Raw genomic sequence first — 15057 nt, forward strand, 5'->3', positions numbered from 1 at the left:
CATGCGGCGCGTCGGCTCAGCGCTCACGGTAGGCGGTGACGGTGATGGTCTGGTTGTGCAGTTCGCTCGGCGCGCCGATCAGCGCCGAGGCGATCTCGCCGTTCGAGTAGAACCCCACGTGCGCGCTCCCCTCCGGGACCCCTTCGAGCACGGCTTCCGTCTCCTCGTCCGTGCGCTCGCCGAGCAGCAGCCGGCGTCCCACGCAGCTCACCGAGACGACGAGCGCGGGGCCCGTCCCGCCGAGCGCGCCCGAGGCCTGGTCCACCGCCGCACTCGCCGCCTGCACGAGTTGCTCGTTGGTCGTGCGCATCAGCCGCGCGACGCCACCCTGCGGGATGTCGCCGGCGAAGATCAGCGCCCGCGCGGACTCGTCGATGCCGAGCAGCGTGCGGACCACCGGCGGGGCCGTGGTGCCACGGCGCGTGATCGAGAGCGGGAAGAGCAGCCCGGAGCCGGGCAGTTCCGCCGCGAAGTCGCCGAGGAACTCCTTGTAGAGGTCGAGCGCGGGTCGCCCGTCCAGCTCGTAGAGCACGGCACCTTCCGAACGCGTGATGAGCCGCTCCGGGCCGAAGTCCTGCCATCCGCCGTTGACGCCGACGCCCACTTCGAGCGCATCACCATAGAGACCGACGGCGGAGACGACCCCCGAGACGGGTGCCCCGTGCGCGAGGACCCAGGTGTTCTCGAACTTCGCATCGTCGCCCGCCAGCCCGCCGGTGATGTGCACGGACGGGGGCAGGTGGGCCGCGAGTCCGTGCACCAGCTCGGTGCCGTTCACGTTCACGCCGTGCGAGAGGATGAAGACGGCCGCGAGCTTCTGGCCGTGCTCGTCGGCCCGGAGCGCCTCGGCGAGGCGCTGGCCCGCGCCGGCGGAGTCCGCGATCCCGGCGGACGCCGTGTGCGCGGCCCGGAGCGCGGTGCGCTCGAAGGCGGTGATCGCGACGCTCACACTGGCATCATGCACGTGCGCGCCCGCGATCTCGCCGGCGGTCGAGCAGCCGGCCAGCACGGAGTGCGGGAAGGCGCGCCGGAGTTCGGCGAACGGAGCGTCCTTGTCGCGCAGGCTCCAGGCGCCGAAGGCGAGGACGAGGGTGCGGGGACCATCGAGCTCGGCCGGGAGCGCGAGCGCCCATCCCGTGGCCGTATGGTATTCGACGCGAGTGACCTGCACGGGGCCTCAGGGCGGTAGCGGGGGCGGGACGGATTCCTCTCATGGAGTGTCGTCCGCACCGGTCCCGCCATGAGTCGTCCGGCTTCACGACTCACCTTGTGACGGTCCCCCTCAGCTCGAGGACGCCGGCTCGGAGAGGACGGAGGCCAGCGCCTCCTCCAGCACCTCGCGGGAGAACGGCTTCTGGACGAAGGCCGAGAGCCGCACCGACTCCGGCACCGCCTCGGCGGAGAACCCGCTCGCCATCACGACCGGAACGGTCCAGCCCCGCGCGCGGATCTCGGCAAGGGTCGCCGGGCCCCCGCGTCGCGGCATCATGACGTCGAGGAGGACGACGTCGATCGTGCGTCCGGCTGGCGTGCCGAGCTGTGCGAGCGCCTCCTCGCCGTCCCGGGCCTGTTCCACGAACATCCCCATGCGTGTGAGGAGGCGTGTGACCACGCTCCGGACCGATTCCTCGTCGTCCACCACGAGGATCCGTCGGCCGCGCAGGCGGTCGGCCACCGAGCGCGCCGACGGCGCGGCCGGCGCGGCCTCCTCGTCCGCGAGCGGGAGCGCGACGGTGAAGTGGCTCCCTCCGCCGGGGAACGACTCGAGGCGCAGCGCGCCCCGGTGGCTGCGGATCACCCCGAGGGCCGAGGCGAGGCCCAGCCCGCGTCCGGCGCCCTTGGAGGAGAAGAACGGGTCGAAGATCCGCCGCGCGGTCGCGGCGTCCATGCCGACGCCGTTGTCGAGCACTTCGAGCAGGGCGTACGCGCCCGGCTCCAGATCACCGCCGAGGACCTGCCGCGCGAGCCATTCGCGGTCGAGGACGGCGAGCCGCGTACGTACGGTGACGCGACCGTCGTGACCGGAGGTCTCGACGGCATCAGCCGCGTTGGTGACGAGGTTGAGGACGACCTGTCGCAGTTGCGTCACGTCGCCCGACACGGGGAGCGGGGTGTCGCTCCATTCCATCTCGAGCGCGACGCGCCGCGAGACGGAGACGCGGAGCATCTCCTTGATCTCGCGTGCGCAGTCGGTGAGGTCGACCGTGCGCGTCTCGATGGCCCCTCGGCCGGCGTAGGCGAGCATCTGCCGGCAGAGGTTCGCCGCCTCGTCGACGGTGTGCACGATCCCTTCGACGTCGTCCTCCGCCTCCTTCGGCAAGCCGTCCGCGACCGCGAGAAGGTCGGCGCGTCCGCGGATGGCCATCAGCAGGTTGTTGAAGTCGTGCGCGATGCCGCCGGCGAGGACGCCGAGGCTCTCGAGCTTCTGGGAGTGAAGGAGTTGCGCCTCGAGTTCGCGGCGCTCGGCCTCGGCGCGGACGCGGGCGGAGACGTCGCGGAACGACCAGAGTCGGTCGCCGCGGCGCGTGGCGCCGGGCAGCTGGTCGACCTCCACCTCCCAGACGCGCCCGTCGGTGAAGGTCAGCATGCCCTGCAGGCGAGCGGTATCCGCCGGCGGGATGAGCAACGAGCGGGCGTCCGGCGTCTCCGTCGCGACGATGAGTCCGTCGAGCGGCGGTTCGATGGGTTCGCCCACCACTGGTGCCCGGAGACCAACCGGCCAGATCGCGACGATCGCATCGTTGATGTGGGTGACGATCCCCGCCGGGTCGGCGACGACGATCCCCTCGCCGGAGGCGTCCAGCACGGCGCGCAGGCGTCGTTCGCCGTTGGCGTGCTCACGCTGCGAGCGGAGCAGGCCCTCGACGAGGGCGGCGGTCACGAGCGTGGAGAGCATGACCACGTTCGCGAACACCCACGTGAGGGTGAGCGTCTGGTTCGGCCCCGCGGTGGCGGGTGGGGCTTGCCCCTCGGCCGCACTGAACGGATCGTCCTGCCCCGCGGCCACGGTGAACGGTCCAGTGTGCCCCACGGCGGCGAGGACCGCGATCGCGGTGGTGACGAGCGCGCCGGTCGCGGCCCACCGCATGCCGAGTCGCACCGCTCCCCAGAGCAGCACGGGGATGGGGAGGAAGAACAGTCGCACCGTCAGGCTCGTCTCCTCCGCCGTGAAGGGCCACCAGGCGGCGGCGAAGGACGCGACGATCACGGCGAGCACCTCGGTGCGTCGCGGCAGGGCGGACGGCAGCGACTTCGCGAGCGCCTTCTGCGCCGCTGTCCGGCTCCAGACCAGCACGACCGGCGTGATGATCAGGATGCCCATCGCGTGCGTCAGCCACCACTGGATCGCCACCATCGGCACCGCCTCCGATGGGAGGCCGACGAACAGTTTGAGCGAGGTGACGCTGATGGTCGCGGCGAGCGCCGCCGAGAGGCCGGAGGCGAGCGCCAGCAGGAGCAGCACGTCGGTCACGGATCGCAGGCCCACGTCGAAGCGCGCGCGACGGAGCAGTCCGACCGCCAGCACGACCTCCATGGCATTGGCCGAGCCCGTCAGGAGCACGTGCGGGAGCGGGTCGCCCGACAGGAGCGTCGTGGCAGCCCCGCCGAGGGCGACGCCCCACCAGACGCTGAACGGCAGGAGCAGGGCGGCGGCGACCGCGAACCCGCTGGAGGCCCAGATGACCCGGCGGATCTCGATGTCCCCCGCCTCACCGAGCGTGAGCGTCGCGTGGCCGATGGCCGCGTAGGCCACCGCCAGCAGGAGGTTCGTCGCGATCGGTCGAGCGCGCAGGAAGGCGACCATGCCAGCGGGGGCTGCGAGGGCTGCTCATGCAACATCATGCCCGGTACCGACCGGAGCAAGGCACCGGGCCGACTCGCTTCCCGGACCGGGGGCCGCTCCCTACCTTTGAGCATCCCCCGCGGGCGCCCCGGCATCGGTGCGCCCGCGCGGTTTCCTCGCCTCTCTCCCGCCCGATGTCCGTGTCCAGCACCCCTGCGTCCGTCGACCCCACCCGCATCAGCGACCTCCCGGCCCTCGTGGGCTCCACGGTGAGCGTGAGCGGCTGGGTCCAGCACCTCCGCTCGTCCGGCAAGATCGCCTTCATCGTGCTGCGCGACGGCACCGGCACGCTCCAGTGCGTCGTGCCCAAGAAGGAGGTCAGCGAGGGCACGTGGGAGCACTTCGGGCAGCTCACGCTCGAGACCTCCATCACCGTCACCGGCGAGATCCGGGCTGACGCGCGCCAGGCCGGTGGGGTGGAGCTCGGGCTCAAGGAGCTGGTGATCATCGGCCCCAGCGCGCTCGACTACCCGATCCAGCCCAAGGAGCACGGCGTCGACTTCCTGCTCGACAACCGGCACTTCTGGCTCCGGACGCCGCGGCAGGTCGCGATCATGCGGATCCGCCATGAGATCGAGCAGGCGATCCACGACTTCTTCTACGAGCGCGGGTTCCTCCGCGTCGACACGCCCATCCTCACGGCGGCGATCGGCGAGCGTGCCGGCCTCTTCGCCACCGAGTACTTCGACGAGGGGAACGCCTACCTCGCGCAGACCGGCCAGCTCTACGGCGAGGCCGCGGCGGCCGCCTTCGGGAAGATCTACACCTTCGGCCCCACCTTCCGCGCCGAGAAGTCCAAGACGCGCCGCCACCTCACCGAGTTCTGGATGATCGAGCCCGAGGTGGCGTTCAACGACACGCACGCGAACATGCGCCTGCAGGAGGACTTCGTGTCCTACCTCGTGCAGCGCTGCGTCGAGCGCCGCCCGGCCGAGCTCAAGGAACTCGAGCGCGACCTCTCGAAGCTCGAGCGGATCAAGGCGCCATTCCCGCGCATCGACTACACCGACGCGGTCGCGACGCTCCAGAAGAAGGGCAGTGCGGTGCAGTGGGGCGACGACCTCGGCGCCGAGGACGAATCGCTGCTCGTCGAGGACTACGACACGCCGATCTTCATCTGCAACTACCCGAAGGAGGCGAAGGCCTTCTACATGAAGGAGAACCCGGCCGATCCGCGCACCGTGCTCTGCGACGACATGCTCGCGCCGGAAGGGTACGGCGAGATCATCGGCGGCTCGCAGCGCGAGGACGATCACGACAAGCTCCTCGCGCGCATCCACGAGGAGCAGTTGCCGGTCGAGGCCTACTCCTGGTATCTCGACCTGCGGAAGTACGGGACGTTCGTGCACTCGGGGTTCGGGCTCGGGCTCGAACGCACCGTCGCGTGGATCTGCGGCACCCCGCACATCCGCGAGTGCATCGCCTTCCCGCGCATGATGCATCGTCTCCATCCCTGAGGCACCTGATGAGCCGCGACACCGTTCCGCCCACCTGCTGATCCCGTGAGCGCTTCCGCATGAGCGCCTCCGAGCTACCGCGGAATCCCGGGCAGCCGCTCGACCTCGACGTCGTGCGGTCGATCCGGGTGAACCGGAGCGCCGCGGAGCGGCGCGCCGCGACCATCCCGACCCGCCGCACGGTCAAGAAGGAGTGGCAGGCGGCCTGGCTCCTCAAGGCGATCACGTTGATGGACCTCACCACGCTGTCCGGCGACGATACCGACGGCAACGTGAAGCGGCTCTGTGCGAAGGCGCGCACCCCGGTGCGCGGCGAGATCCTCCACGCCCTCGGCGCGGACCGGCTCGGCATCACCGTCGGCGCGGTCTGCGTCTACCATCAGTACGTCTCGACGGCCGTGCAGGCGCTCGCGGGGTCCGGCATCCCGGTCGCCGCGGTCAGCACCGGCTTCCCGGCGGGCCTCTCGCCGTTCGAGCAGCGCCTCGCCGAGATCCCCGCGTCGGTCGATGCCGGCGCGCGGGAGATCGACATCGTCATCACGCGCGCGCACGTGCTCACCGGGGACTGGCAGGCCCTCTACGACGAGGTGCGGCTCTTCCGTGAGGCGTGCGGCGACGCGCATCTCAAGGCGATCCTCGCCACCGGCGAACTCGCCACGCTCACCAACGTCGCGCGCGCCAGTTGGGTCGCCATGCAGGCCGGCGCCGATTTCATCAAGACGAGCACCGGCAAGGAAGGGACGAACGCGACGCTGCCGGTGAGCCTCGTGATGGTGCGGCAGATCCGCGCGTACGAGGAGGCCACCGGCTTCAAGGTCGGCTACAAGCCGGCCGGCGGGATCCGCACCGCCAAGCAGGCGCTCGAGTACCTGCTGCTGATGAAGGAGGAGCTCGGCGACCGCTGGCTGCAGCCCGACCTCTTCCGGTTCGGCGCGTCGTCGTTGCTGACCGACATCGAGCGCCAGCTCGAGCACTTCGTGACCGGGCGGTACAGCGCCGCTCATCGTCAACCAATGCCCTGAGACGCGAGCGCACGATGCCGAGCGTTGCCGAGATCTTCGAGACGATGGATTACGGGCCCGCGCCCGAGAGCGATGCCGAGGCGCGCGCCTGGCTCGCCACGCATGGCGGGCGCTTCGGCCAGTTCGTGAACGGGGCGTGGACGAAGGCGGGCACCACCTTCGACGTGACGGACCCGAGCAATGCCCAGGTGCTCGCGAAGGTGTCGCAGGCCTCCGCGAAGGAGGTCGATGCGGCGGTGGCCGCCGCGCGGAAGGCGTTCCCCAAGTGGGCGCGGCTGAGCGCGCATTCCCGCGCGCGGCACCTCTACGCGCTCGCGCGCATGGTGCAGAAGCATGCGCGGCTCTTCGCCGTCATCGAGTCGATGGACAACGGCAAGCCGATCCGCGAGACGCGCGACCTCGACATCCCGCTCGTCGCGCGGCACTTCTACCATCACGCCGGCTGGGCGCAGCTGCTGCCGTCGGAGTTCGCGGGGTACGGTCCGGTCGGCGTGGTCGGGCAGATCATCCCGTGGAACTTCCCGTTGCTGATGCTCGCGTGGAAGGTCGCGCCGGCGCTCGCGGCGGGGAACACGGTCGTGCTCAAGCCGGCGGAGTTCACGCCGCTCTCGGCGCTGCTCTTCGCCGAGCTCGCGGCCGAGGCCGGGCTGCCGCCCGGCGTGCTCAACGTCATCACGGGGGACGGACGGACCGGCGCGGCACTCGTCGATCACCCCGACGTGGACAAGATCGCATTCACCGGCTCCACCGACGTGGGACGGATCATCCGCAAGGCGACGGCGGGGAGCGGCAAGAAGCTCTCGCTCGAACTGGGCGGGAAGTCGCCGTTCATCGTCTATGAGGACGCCGACCTCGACAGTGTGGTCGAGGGTGTGGTCGACGCGATCTGGTTCAACCAGGGGCAGGTCTGCTGCGCGGGCTCGCGCCTGCTCGTGCAGGAGGGCGTGCACGACCGCCTGATGGACAAGCTCCGCGCGCGGATGGAGAAGCTCCGCGTCGGCAAGCCGCTCGACAAGGCGGTGGACATGGGCGCGATCGTCGCGCCGGAGCAGCTCGAGCGCATCACGACGCTGGTGGCGCAGGGGAAGGCCGAGGGCGCCGAGCTGTGGCAGCCGAGCTGGAGCGTGCCGAAGAACGGCTGCTTCTATCCGCCGACGCTGTTCACGAAGGTCGAGCCCGCGAGCACGATCGCGCAGGTGGAGATCTTCGGCCCGGTGCTGGTGGCGATGAGCTTCCGCACGCCGGAGGAATCGGTCGCGCTGGCGAACAACACGCCGTTCGGGTTGGCGGCGAGCGTGTGGACGGAGAACATCAACCTCGCGCTCGACATCGCCCCCAAGCTCAAGGCGGGAGTGGTGTGGGTGAACGCGACGAATCTGTTCGATGCGGCGGCGGGGTTCGGTGGATACCGCGAGTCGGGGTATGGACGTGAGGGTGGGCGGGAAGGGATGTGGGAGTACGTCAAGATGAAGGTGGAAGGTGGAAGGGTGAAGGTGGACGGCGGTCCGTCCGCTGCGTCCCGCACGGCTCCCCGCATCGCCGGTCAGTCTTCCGTCCATCCGCCCTCAGCCTCCATCCCCCCCATCGACCGCACCCCGAAGCTCTTCATCGGCGGCAAGCAGGCGCGCCCCGACTCGGGCTACACGCGCGCGATCGTCGACCCGCGCGGCCGGCGCATCGGTGAGGTCGGGGAGGGCAACCGCAAGGACCTTCGCAATGCCGTCGAGGCGGCGCACGCTGCGGCGAAGTCGTGGTCCAAGTCCACGGCGCACCTTCGCGCGCAGATCCTGTTCTACATCGGCGAGAACCTGAGCGCCCGCGGTGACGAGTTCGCCGCGCGCCTTCGCGCGCAGACGGGCGCGACCGCCGCGCAGGCGCGCGCCGAGGTCGAGGCGTCGGTGTCGAGGCTCTTCACGTACGCCGCGTGGGCCGACAAGTGGGACGGGGCCGTCCACAACGTTCCCATCCGCGGGGTCGCGTTGCAGATGCACGAGCCGATCGGCGTGGTCGCCGTCGCCGCCCCGGATGCGTCGCCGCTGCTGGGGTTCGTCTCCACCGTCGCGCCGCTGCTCGCGACGGGCAATGCCGTCGTCGTGATCCCGAGCGAGCCGCATCCGCTGTCGGTGACGGACCTCTATACCGTGTTCGAGAGCTCCGACGTGCCCGGCGGCGCGGTCAACATCGTCACGGGAGCCAAGGACGTGCTCGCCAAGTCGCTCGCCGAGCACGACGACGTCGAGGCGATCTGGTACTGGGGCAGCAAGGACGGCAAGAAGGCGGTCGAGTTCGCGTCGGCGGGGAACATGAAGCGGACCTGGGCGCATGCGGGCGCGGCCGACTGGAGCGCCCCGATCGATGCGCGCGCGTTCCTGCGCGAGGCGACGCAGGTGAAGAACATCTGGGTGCCGTACGGCGAGTAGATGCTGCCGCGCGACGTCTACGAGATCGTCCACGTGATCGGGATCGCGCTCGTGATGCTCGCGTTCGGGGGCATCGCGTCGCATGCGTCCGCGGGCGGGAGCTTCAAGGGGCCCGGGTCGCAGCGCGCCCTTCGGATCGCGCATCACACGGGGATGCTGCTCCTGCTCGTCGGCGGGTTCGGGATGCTGGCGCGGATCGGCATCGCGAAGGGGGGCATCGCGAGCTTCCCGCTCTGGCTGTGGGCGAAGATCGCGCTCTTCCTCGTGCTCGGTGGGACCGTCGCGATGCCGTATCGCCGGCCGCGCTGGGCCTGGCCCGCGTTCTTCGCGACGCCGCTCCTCGCCGGCGCCGCCGTCTACCTGGCCCTCTACAAGCCGTTCTGAACGTCAGCGCGGCTCTTCGGCCTTGACCTCGTCCCAGATCCGGTCGAGCGCCTCGAGCCCCGCCGTCCGCACGTCGATCCCCCGCGCCTCGGCGATCGCCTCCACCGCTTCGAACCGTCGCTGGAACTTCGCATTCGCCCGGTCGAGCGCGAGCGCCGGGTGCGTCCCCGCCTTGCGGCAGAGGTTCACCACCGCGAAGAGCAGGTCGCCGAGCTCCTCCTCCAGCTTCGCGTGACGCGAGTCCAGGCTCGGCACGCCATGCGTGTCGAACACCGCGCCGTCCTGCGTGATCTGCTCGCGCACCTCGCCGAGTTCCTCGGCGACCTTCTGCATCGGCCCCTCGACGTCGGGCCAGTCGAAGCCCACCCCCGCCGCGCGCTCCTGCAGGCGATGCGCGCGATGCAGGGCGGGGAGCCCGCTCGGGAGCCCCTCGGCGAGTGACCGGCGCGACTTGGCCTTCATCTGCTCCCACGGCGTGCGCTCGGTGTCGGTGCCGTAGAGCCAGGGATGCCGCCGTGTCATCTTCCCGACGAGCGATCCCGCGACCTGCTCCGGGCCGAACGCCCCGCGTTCCTCGGCGATCACCGCGTGGAAGAGCACCTGCAACAGGACGTCACCCAGTTCGCTGCACGTCGCCGCATCGTCGCCTTCGCGGAGCGCGTCGTCGAGCTCGTGCATCTCCTCGTTGAGGTAGGGGCGCAGCGACTCATGCGTTTGCGCCTTGTCCCATGCGTCGCGCGCCCGGAGGTCGCGCATGATCGCGAGGGCATCTTCAAGCGTGGCTTTGTCTTGCATCGCTCTCTGGGGGCCGGGTAACTTGACCGTTCGAATGCCGGGGGAATCTACTGCCGTGCGGGACGCGCGCGCTTGGGTCGAGGTCGACCTTGGCGCGCTGCTGCGCAATGCGCGCGCGCTCGCAGCGCACGCCCGCGTTCCGCTCTTGCCGATGGTGAAGGCCGACGCGTACGGGCTGGGGGCGGTGCCGGTGGTCCGCGCGCTCGAGACGCTCGATCCCTTCGGCTACGGCGTCTCGTCGATCGCGGAGGGCGAGGAGTTGCGCGCGGCGGGCATCACGCGGCCGATCCTGCTCTTCACACCTGTGGCGCCGAGCGATCTCGCTCGGTTGCGCGCGGCACGCCTCACCCCCACGCTCGGCGAGGCATCGATCATCAGCGCCTGGGCCGCGAGCGGTGGCGGTGCCTGGCACCTCGCGGTCGACACGGGGATGCATCGTGCCGGCGTGGAGCATGATGCCATCGATGCGGCGCTCGCGGCGGCGGTCGTCTGCGCGCCCGAGGGCATCTTCACGCACCTGCACTCGTCGGAGATGGACGACGGCTCCATGGAGGCGCAGGAGACGCGGTTCCGCGCCGTCCTCGCGCGGCTCGCTGCGCGCCCGAGACTGGTGCACGTGGAGAACAGCGGCGGGATCGTCCGCCGCTCGCCGAGCGCGTGGGACCTCGTACGCCCGGGCGTCTTCCTCTATGGCGTCGGGAGCGGCCCCAAGGCCGCGCTGCAGCCCGAGCCGGTCGCCTCGCTACGCGCCCGGATCCTCGAGGTCCGCACGCTCGCGCGCGGCGAGACGGTCTCGTACGGAGCAACCTGGCGCGCCGAACGCGTGACCAAGCTCGCGACGGTCGCCTGCGGCTACGCGGACGGCCTCCGCCGGCATCTGGGCAATCGCGCGCACGCCCTGGTGCGCGGCCGACCCGCGCCGATCGCGGGGGTGGTCACCATGGACATGACGATGCTCGACATCACCGACAGCGGGGGCGAGGTGGGCGACGTCGCGACGTTCCTCGGGCGGGACGGCGACGCGCTCCTCACGGCCGAACAGGTCGCGGCGGCGGGTGGGCTCTCTCCGTACGAGCTGCTGGTCGGCCTGAAGCTGCGCCTCCCGCGCTTCCACACGGAGTCCTGACGATGGCGAATCGCGCGATCATCCTCGTCCTCGACGGCGTCGGCATCGGCGAGGCGCCGGATACCGCAGCCTACGGCGATGCCGGCTCGCACACCCTCGGGAACGTGGCGAAGGCGGTCGGCGGGCTCGCCCTGCCGCACCTGCGTCACGCGGGACTCGGAAACATCGCGCCGCTCAAGGGCATGGCGCCGGTCGATCATCCCACCGCCGCCTTCGGCCTCATGGAGCCCAAGTCGGCGGGGAAGGACTCCACGACGGGGCACTGGGAGATCGCGGGGGTGCACCTCGCGCAGCCGTTCCCGACCTACCCTCAGGGATTCCCGACCGAGATCGTGGCCGAGTTCTCGAGGCGGACCGGTCGCCCGGTGATCGGGAACGTCGTGGGAAGCGGCACCGCCATCATCGAGACCTATGCGGACGAGCACGTGCGCACGGGCGCCTGGATCCTCTACACGAGTGCCGATTCGGTCTTCCAGATCGCGGCGCACGAGGGGACGATCCCGCTCGACGAGCTCTACGCCGGGTGCCAGACGGCGCGGGAGATGCTCGTCGCCCCGCACGACGTGAGCCGCGTGATCGCCCGGCCGTTCGTTGGGGTGCCCGGCGCGTGGAAGCGGACGGCCAACCGCAAGGACATCTCGATCCAGCCGCCGGCCGAGACCCTCCTCGACGCGCTGGCGGCTGCGGGGATCCCGCGGTCCGGGGTGGGGAAGGTGGACGACCTCTTCGCCCGGCGGGGCCTCGAAGGAGGCCACACCCGGGACAATCCGGAGGGCATCGCGAGGATCCTCGACTGGCTCCGGACGGGTCCGGATGGGTTGTTGTTCGCCAACCTTGTAGATTTCGACCAACAGTACGGGCACCGGAACGACGTTCCGGGGTTCTATCAGGCATTGTGCGAGTTCGACCTCGCGCTGCCCGACCTCACTGCCGCCCTCCGCCAGGAAGACCTGTTGTTCATCACCGCCGACCACGGCAACGACCCGACCACGCCCTCGACCGACCACGCCCGCGAGTGCGTGCCGGTGCTGGCGTTCGGCGCGCGCGTGCGTCCGGTCGCGCTCGGGCGGCGCGGGACCTTCTCTGATCTCGGGGCGACCGTCGCCGAGTGGCTCGGCGTGGGTTTCCGGGGGCGCGGCACCTCGTTCCTGCGGACGATCGTCGCGTGACGCGGTCCGCCGTCGAGCCGTACCTCCCGGCGCTCCGCGCGCGGGCCGCCGAGATGATGCACCAGGCGTACGCGCCGTATTCGCACTTCAAGGTGGGCGCGGCGCTGCTCGCCACCGATGGCACGATCATCGGCGGCTGCAACGTCGAGAACGCGTCGTACCCGGCGGGCACCTGCGCCGAGCGATGCGCGCTCGGCGCCGCGGTCGCGTCGGGGCATCAGCGGTTCATGGCGGTGGTGGTGTGCACCGCCGCGGCGGAGCCGACGCCGCCCTGTGGGATCTGCCGGCAGGCGCTGGCAGAGTTCGGCCTCCAGCTCGAGGTGGTGAGTTGCACCGCCTCGGGCGCTGAAGCGCGCTGGACGCTCGACGAGCTCCTGCCGTTTCCCTTCACGCCCTCCCAGCTCCAGACCCGATGACCCGGCGCCTGCTTCGCGCCCCCGCGCTCCTTGCCGTCCTCCTCGCGACCATCGCAGGGGCCTGCTCCGAGCGTCTCGATACCGCCGATTCCTGCCCGGTGCTCTGCCCGGGGCAGCAGCTCGACATCGTCGACACCGTCCTCGACCCGGGGATCGCGCTCGACACGACGCTCGACGGCTTCCCGCTCATCGGCTTCGAGACGCCGCTGCTGCTCGCGAGCCGCGGGGACACGCTCGACGTGCGCTCGATCGTCCGGTTCGACTCGTTGACGCGCCTCTACGCCCCGACGGGTGACACCGCGCGTCCGGTGACCTTCGTCGACTCCGCGTCGCTCCAGGTGCGGATCTTCAAGAGTGACGTGAAGGTGCCCAACCGGTTCTACGTCGATGCGTACGACGTGGGCGACACCACGCTCGCCGATTCGCTCCCGACGGCCTTGCTGCCGTTGTTCACCGCCGGGCGACTGCTCGGATCGGTGCAGGTGGACAGCGCGACCTTCCTCGACTCGTCGACGGTCTCCATCCCGCTCGACACGGCCAGGCTCCGCGAGATCGTGACGTCGGGGGCCGTGCTGCGGATCGGCCTGCAGGTCCGGAGCACCGAGTCGGCGATGTTCTACGCGACGACGAGCGACGACGCGTCGAACGGACCGCGGGTGCGCTATCGCGTCTCGGCCGACACGGCGGTCGCCGCGACCGTGCTGCGGCCGGCCTCGAACACCCCGCGCACGCCGGTCAACGTGAACGGCGACTATCTCGACTACCTGCTCATCGCTCGCGGCAGCGACCCCCGGGCCGCCTCGCGCTTCGCGGTGGGCGGCCTGCCGGCCGTGCGGTCGTACCTCCGCTTCAACATCCCGCTGTGGCTCACCGATTCCGTCGCGGTGCTCCGCGCGCAGCTCGAGCTGACGCAGGATCCGATCAGGGGACTCGATGACGCCGACTCGGTCACCGTGCGCACGCAGCTCGTGCTCGCGGGACATGCGACGACCGATCTCGTCCGTGCCGCGCGGTTGCTCGCGCCGCCGGGCTATTTCGTCGGCGACTCCATTCGCCGCGCGCCGGGCGATTCGGGCATCGTGCGCGTGGAGATCAACGCGCTGTTCCGCGCATGGCGGACGAACGCGGGCCTGCCGAACATCCCGCAGGCCCTCGTCTTCCGCTCGGACATCGAGGGCGTGGATGCTCGCGGCCTCCGCTTCTTCGGCCTCGGCGCCGCTCCTGCACTCCGTCCGCGCATCCGCGTGAGCTACGTGCCCACCATCCGCTTCGGACAGCCCTGATGCGTCGCACCATCCTTCTCGTCACGGGCCTCGCGGTCCTGCCTGTCGTGCTGGCGCCCGTCGCCGCGCGCGCGCAGGGCGCGCTCTCGATCCAGGGCTACGGCTATCCGACCGGCCAACTCAGCGCCGGCTCGCTGGGCCTTGGCGGTGCCTCCGCCGAGCTCGACCCGGCGAGTCCCATCAATCCCGCGGCGCTCAGCGCCGGGACCCGGTACTCGGTCTACATGCAGTTCGAGCCCGAGTTCCGACGCACGACCGTCGGGGGCGCGTCGGCGTCGGCGCGGGTGATGCGGTTCCCGGGCTTCCTCGTCTCCGGTCAGTTCCGCCGCCTCACCGTCGCGGCCTCGGCCTCGACCTTCCTCGATCGCACCTACCGCAACGTCTACGCCGACAGCCAGAGCATCGGGGGCGAGATGGTGCCCTCGACGCTCATCGCCTCGAGCAACGGCGCGATGACCGATGCGCGCGTCGCCGCCGCGTGGTGGGTGAAGGAGACGTTCCAGGTGGGCGCGAGCGTGCATGCGCTCGTCGGCGAGAATCGCACCACCTTCGGCCGCAGCTTCCCGGACAGCACCGGGATCGGCGGCTTCACGCAGCTCTCGACCCTCACGTACTCGGGGGGCGCGCTCACGATCGGCGCGGTCTACTATCCGCTGAAGGGACTCGTCCTCGGCGGTTCGATCCGCCGCGGCGGGTCGCTCGATGCGTATCAGGACGCCATCGTGATCGCCTCCGGTGACGCGCCGGACCGCCTGGGCCTCACGGTCGCGTGGACGGGCATCCCGAATACCACACTCGCCGCGCGCTTCGAGAAGACCACGTGGAGCGACATGCAGTCGCTCGGCGGCGCGCAGATGACGGCGTTCGACGCGAACGAGCTCGGACTCGGGGTCGAGGTGATGGGGCCCCGCGTCGCCGGCGCGCCATCCTTCACGCGGTTCGGCTTCCGCTCGCGGACGCTGCCGTTCGGCGCGAATGGCGATCAGGTCTCCGAGCGGTCGCTGAGCGGCGGACTCTCGGTCCCGTTCGCGCGCGGCCGTGCGCAGGTCGACCTCGCCCTGCAGCGCGCGACGCGCAGCGCCGCCGGCGCCGACGAGAAGGCGTGGTTCGTCTCGATCGGGCTCGGCATCCGCCCCTGAGG

At 70.9% G+C, this 15057-nt stretch carries 12 protein-coding genes; 9 read left to right on the forward strand and 3 right to left on the reverse strand.

Features of this window, described 5'->3' with window-relative positions:
* Nucleotides 1-16 precede the first annotated feature (16 nt).
* Together IPJ78_09115 and IPJ78_09120 are read right to left on the reverse strand one after the other, a co-directional pair.
* The gene (locus tag IPJ78_09115; GenBank protein ID MBK7906714.1) at nt 17-1171 is read right to left on the reverse strand and encodes an FIST C-terminal domain-containing protein; all 1155 of its coding nucleotides are present in this window, start codon (nt 1169-1171) and stop codon (nt 17-19) included.
* A 111-nt stretch (nt 1172-1282) separates the two neighbouring features.
* Nucleotides 1283-3805, reverse strand: a complete 2523-nt coding sequence (locus IPJ78_09120; GenBank protein ID MBK7906715.1) for an MASE1 domain-containing protein — start codon at nt 3803-3805, stop codon at nt 1283-1285.
* Between the two features lie 173 nt (nt 3806-3978).
* Here IPJ78_09120 and asnS point away from each other — a divergent pair, with 173 nt between their 5' ends.
* Genes asnS through IPJ78_09140 form a run of 4 tightly spaced genes read left to right on the forward strand, consistent with a single transcriptional unit; the run spans nt 3979 to nt 9127 of the window.
* Nucleotides 3979-5301 carry an asparagine--tRNA ligase gene (gene asnS, locus IPJ78_09125; GenBank protein MBK7906716.1) on the forward strand — a complete coding sequence of 441 codons (1323 nt, stop codon included), beginning with the start codon at nt 3979-3981 and terminating at the stop codon, nt 5299-5301.
* Nucleotides 5302-5360: 59 nt separating this feature from the next.
* Nucleotides 5361-6323 (forward strand): deoxyribose-phosphate aldolase, encoded by a 963-nt coding sequence (gene deoC / locus IPJ78_09130; GenBank protein MBK7906717.1) that lies wholly within the window; start codon nt 5361-5363, stop codon nt 6321-6323.
* A 14-nt stretch (nt 6324-6337) separates the two neighbouring features.
* A complete protein-coding gene (locus tag IPJ78_09135) occupies nt 6338-8743 on the forward strand; it encodes an aldehyde dehydrogenase family protein (protein ID MBK7906718.1) in 2406 nt (801 codons plus the stop codon).
* Complete coding sequence (locus IPJ78_09140) at nt 8744-9127, forward strand: hypothetical protein (protein MBK7906719.1); 384 nt, start codon at nt 8744-8746, stop codon at nt 9125-9127.
* A gap of 3 nt (nt 9128-9130) precedes the next feature.
* Here the strand turns inward: IPJ78_09140 and mazG are convergent, their stop codons facing one another.
* The gene (gene mazG, locus IPJ78_09145) at nt 9131-9922 is read right to left on the reverse strand and encodes a nucleoside triphosphate pyrophosphohydrolase (GenBank protein MBK7906720.1); all 792 of its coding nucleotides are present in this window, start codon (nt 9920-9922) and stop codon (nt 9131-9133) included.
* Nucleotides 9923-9977: 55 nt separating this feature from the next.
* On the opposite strand from mazG, the gene alr reads away from it, so the two are divergent.
* The 5 genes from alr to IPJ78_09170 are packed head-to-tail and all read left to right on the forward strand — an operon-like array spanning nt 9978 to nt 15055.
* The gene (gene alr / locus IPJ78_09150; protein MBK7906721.1) at nt 9978-11048 is read left to right on the forward strand and encodes an alanine racemase; all 1071 of its coding nucleotides are present in this window, start codon (nt 9978-9980) and stop codon (nt 11046-11048) included.
* A gap of 2 nt (nt 11049-11050) precedes the next feature.
* Nucleotides 11051-12217, forward strand: a complete 1167-nt coding sequence (locus IPJ78_09155; protein MBK7906722.1) for a phosphopentomutase — start codon at nt 11051-11053, stop codon at nt 12215-12217.
* Between the two features lie 53 nt (nt 12218-12270).
* Entirely contained in the window at nt 12271-12633 is a 363-nt protein-coding gene (gene cdd, locus IPJ78_09160) for a cytidine deaminase (GenBank protein ID MBK7906723.1), read from the forward strand.
* Complete coding sequence (locus tag IPJ78_09165; GenBank protein ID MBK7906724.1) at nt 12630-13916, forward strand: hypothetical protein; 1287 nt, start codon at nt 12630-12632, stop codon at nt 13914-13916. The genes cdd and IPJ78_09165 overlap by 4 nt, the downstream gene beginning before the upstream one ends.
* A complete protein-coding gene (locus tag IPJ78_09170; protein MBK7906725.1) occupies nt 13916-15055 on the forward strand; it encodes a hypothetical protein in 1140 nt (379 codons plus the stop codon). The genes IPJ78_09165 and IPJ78_09170 overlap by 1 nt, the downstream gene beginning before the upstream one ends.
* Nucleotides 15056-15057 lie beyond the last annotated feature (2 nt).

Source organism: Gemmatimonadota bacterium (assembly GCA_016714015.1).
Lineage (GTDB): Bacteria > Gemmatimonadota > Gemmatimonadetes > Gemmatimonadales > Gemmatimonadaceae > Pseudogemmatithrix.

What these genes read in the sequence shown, in the direction of transcription:
- IPJ78_09165 (MBK7906724.1), top strand. Translation starts at nt 12,630, where the DNA reads ATGACCCGGCGCCTGCTTCGCGCCCCCGCGCTCCTTGCCGTCCTCCTC.
- cdd (MBK7906723.1), top strand. Translation starts at nt 12,271, where the DNA reads ATGATGCACCAGGCGTACGCGCCGTATTCGCACTTCAAGGTGGGCGCG.
- mazG (MBK7906720.1), bottom strand. Translation starts at nt 9,922, where the DNA reads ATGCAAGACAAAGCCACGCTTGAAGATGCCCTCGCGATCATGCGCGAC.
- IPJ78_09140 (MBK7906719.1), top strand. Translation starts at nt 8,744, where the DNA reads ATGCTGCCGCGCGACGTCTACGAGATCGTCCACGTGATCGGGATCGCG.
- deoC (MBK7906717.1), top strand. Translation starts at nt 5,361, where the DNA reads ATGAGCGCCTCCGAGCTACCGCGGAATCCCGGGCAGCCGCTCGACCTC.
- IPJ78_09135 (MBK7906718.1), top strand. Translation starts at nt 6,338, where the DNA reads ATGCCGAGCGTTGCCGAGATCTTCGAGACGATGGATTACGGGCCCGCG.
- IPJ78_09120 (MBK7906715.1), bottom strand. Translation starts at nt 3,805, where the DNA reads ATGGTCGCCTTCCTGCGCGCTCGACCGATCGCGACGAACCTCCTGCTG.
- IPJ78_09170 (MBK7906725.1), top strand. Translation starts at nt 13,916, where the DNA reads ATGCGTCGCACCATCCTTCTCGTCACGGGCCTCGCGGTCCTGCCTGTC.
- IPJ78_09155 (MBK7906722.1), top strand. Translation starts at nt 11,051, where the DNA reads ATGGCGAATCGCGCGATCATCCTCGTCCTCGACGGCGTCGGCATCGGC.
- asnS (MBK7906716.1), top strand. Translation starts at nt 3,979, where the DNA reads ATGTCCGTGTCCAGCACCCCTGCGTCCGTCGACCCCACCCGCATCAGC.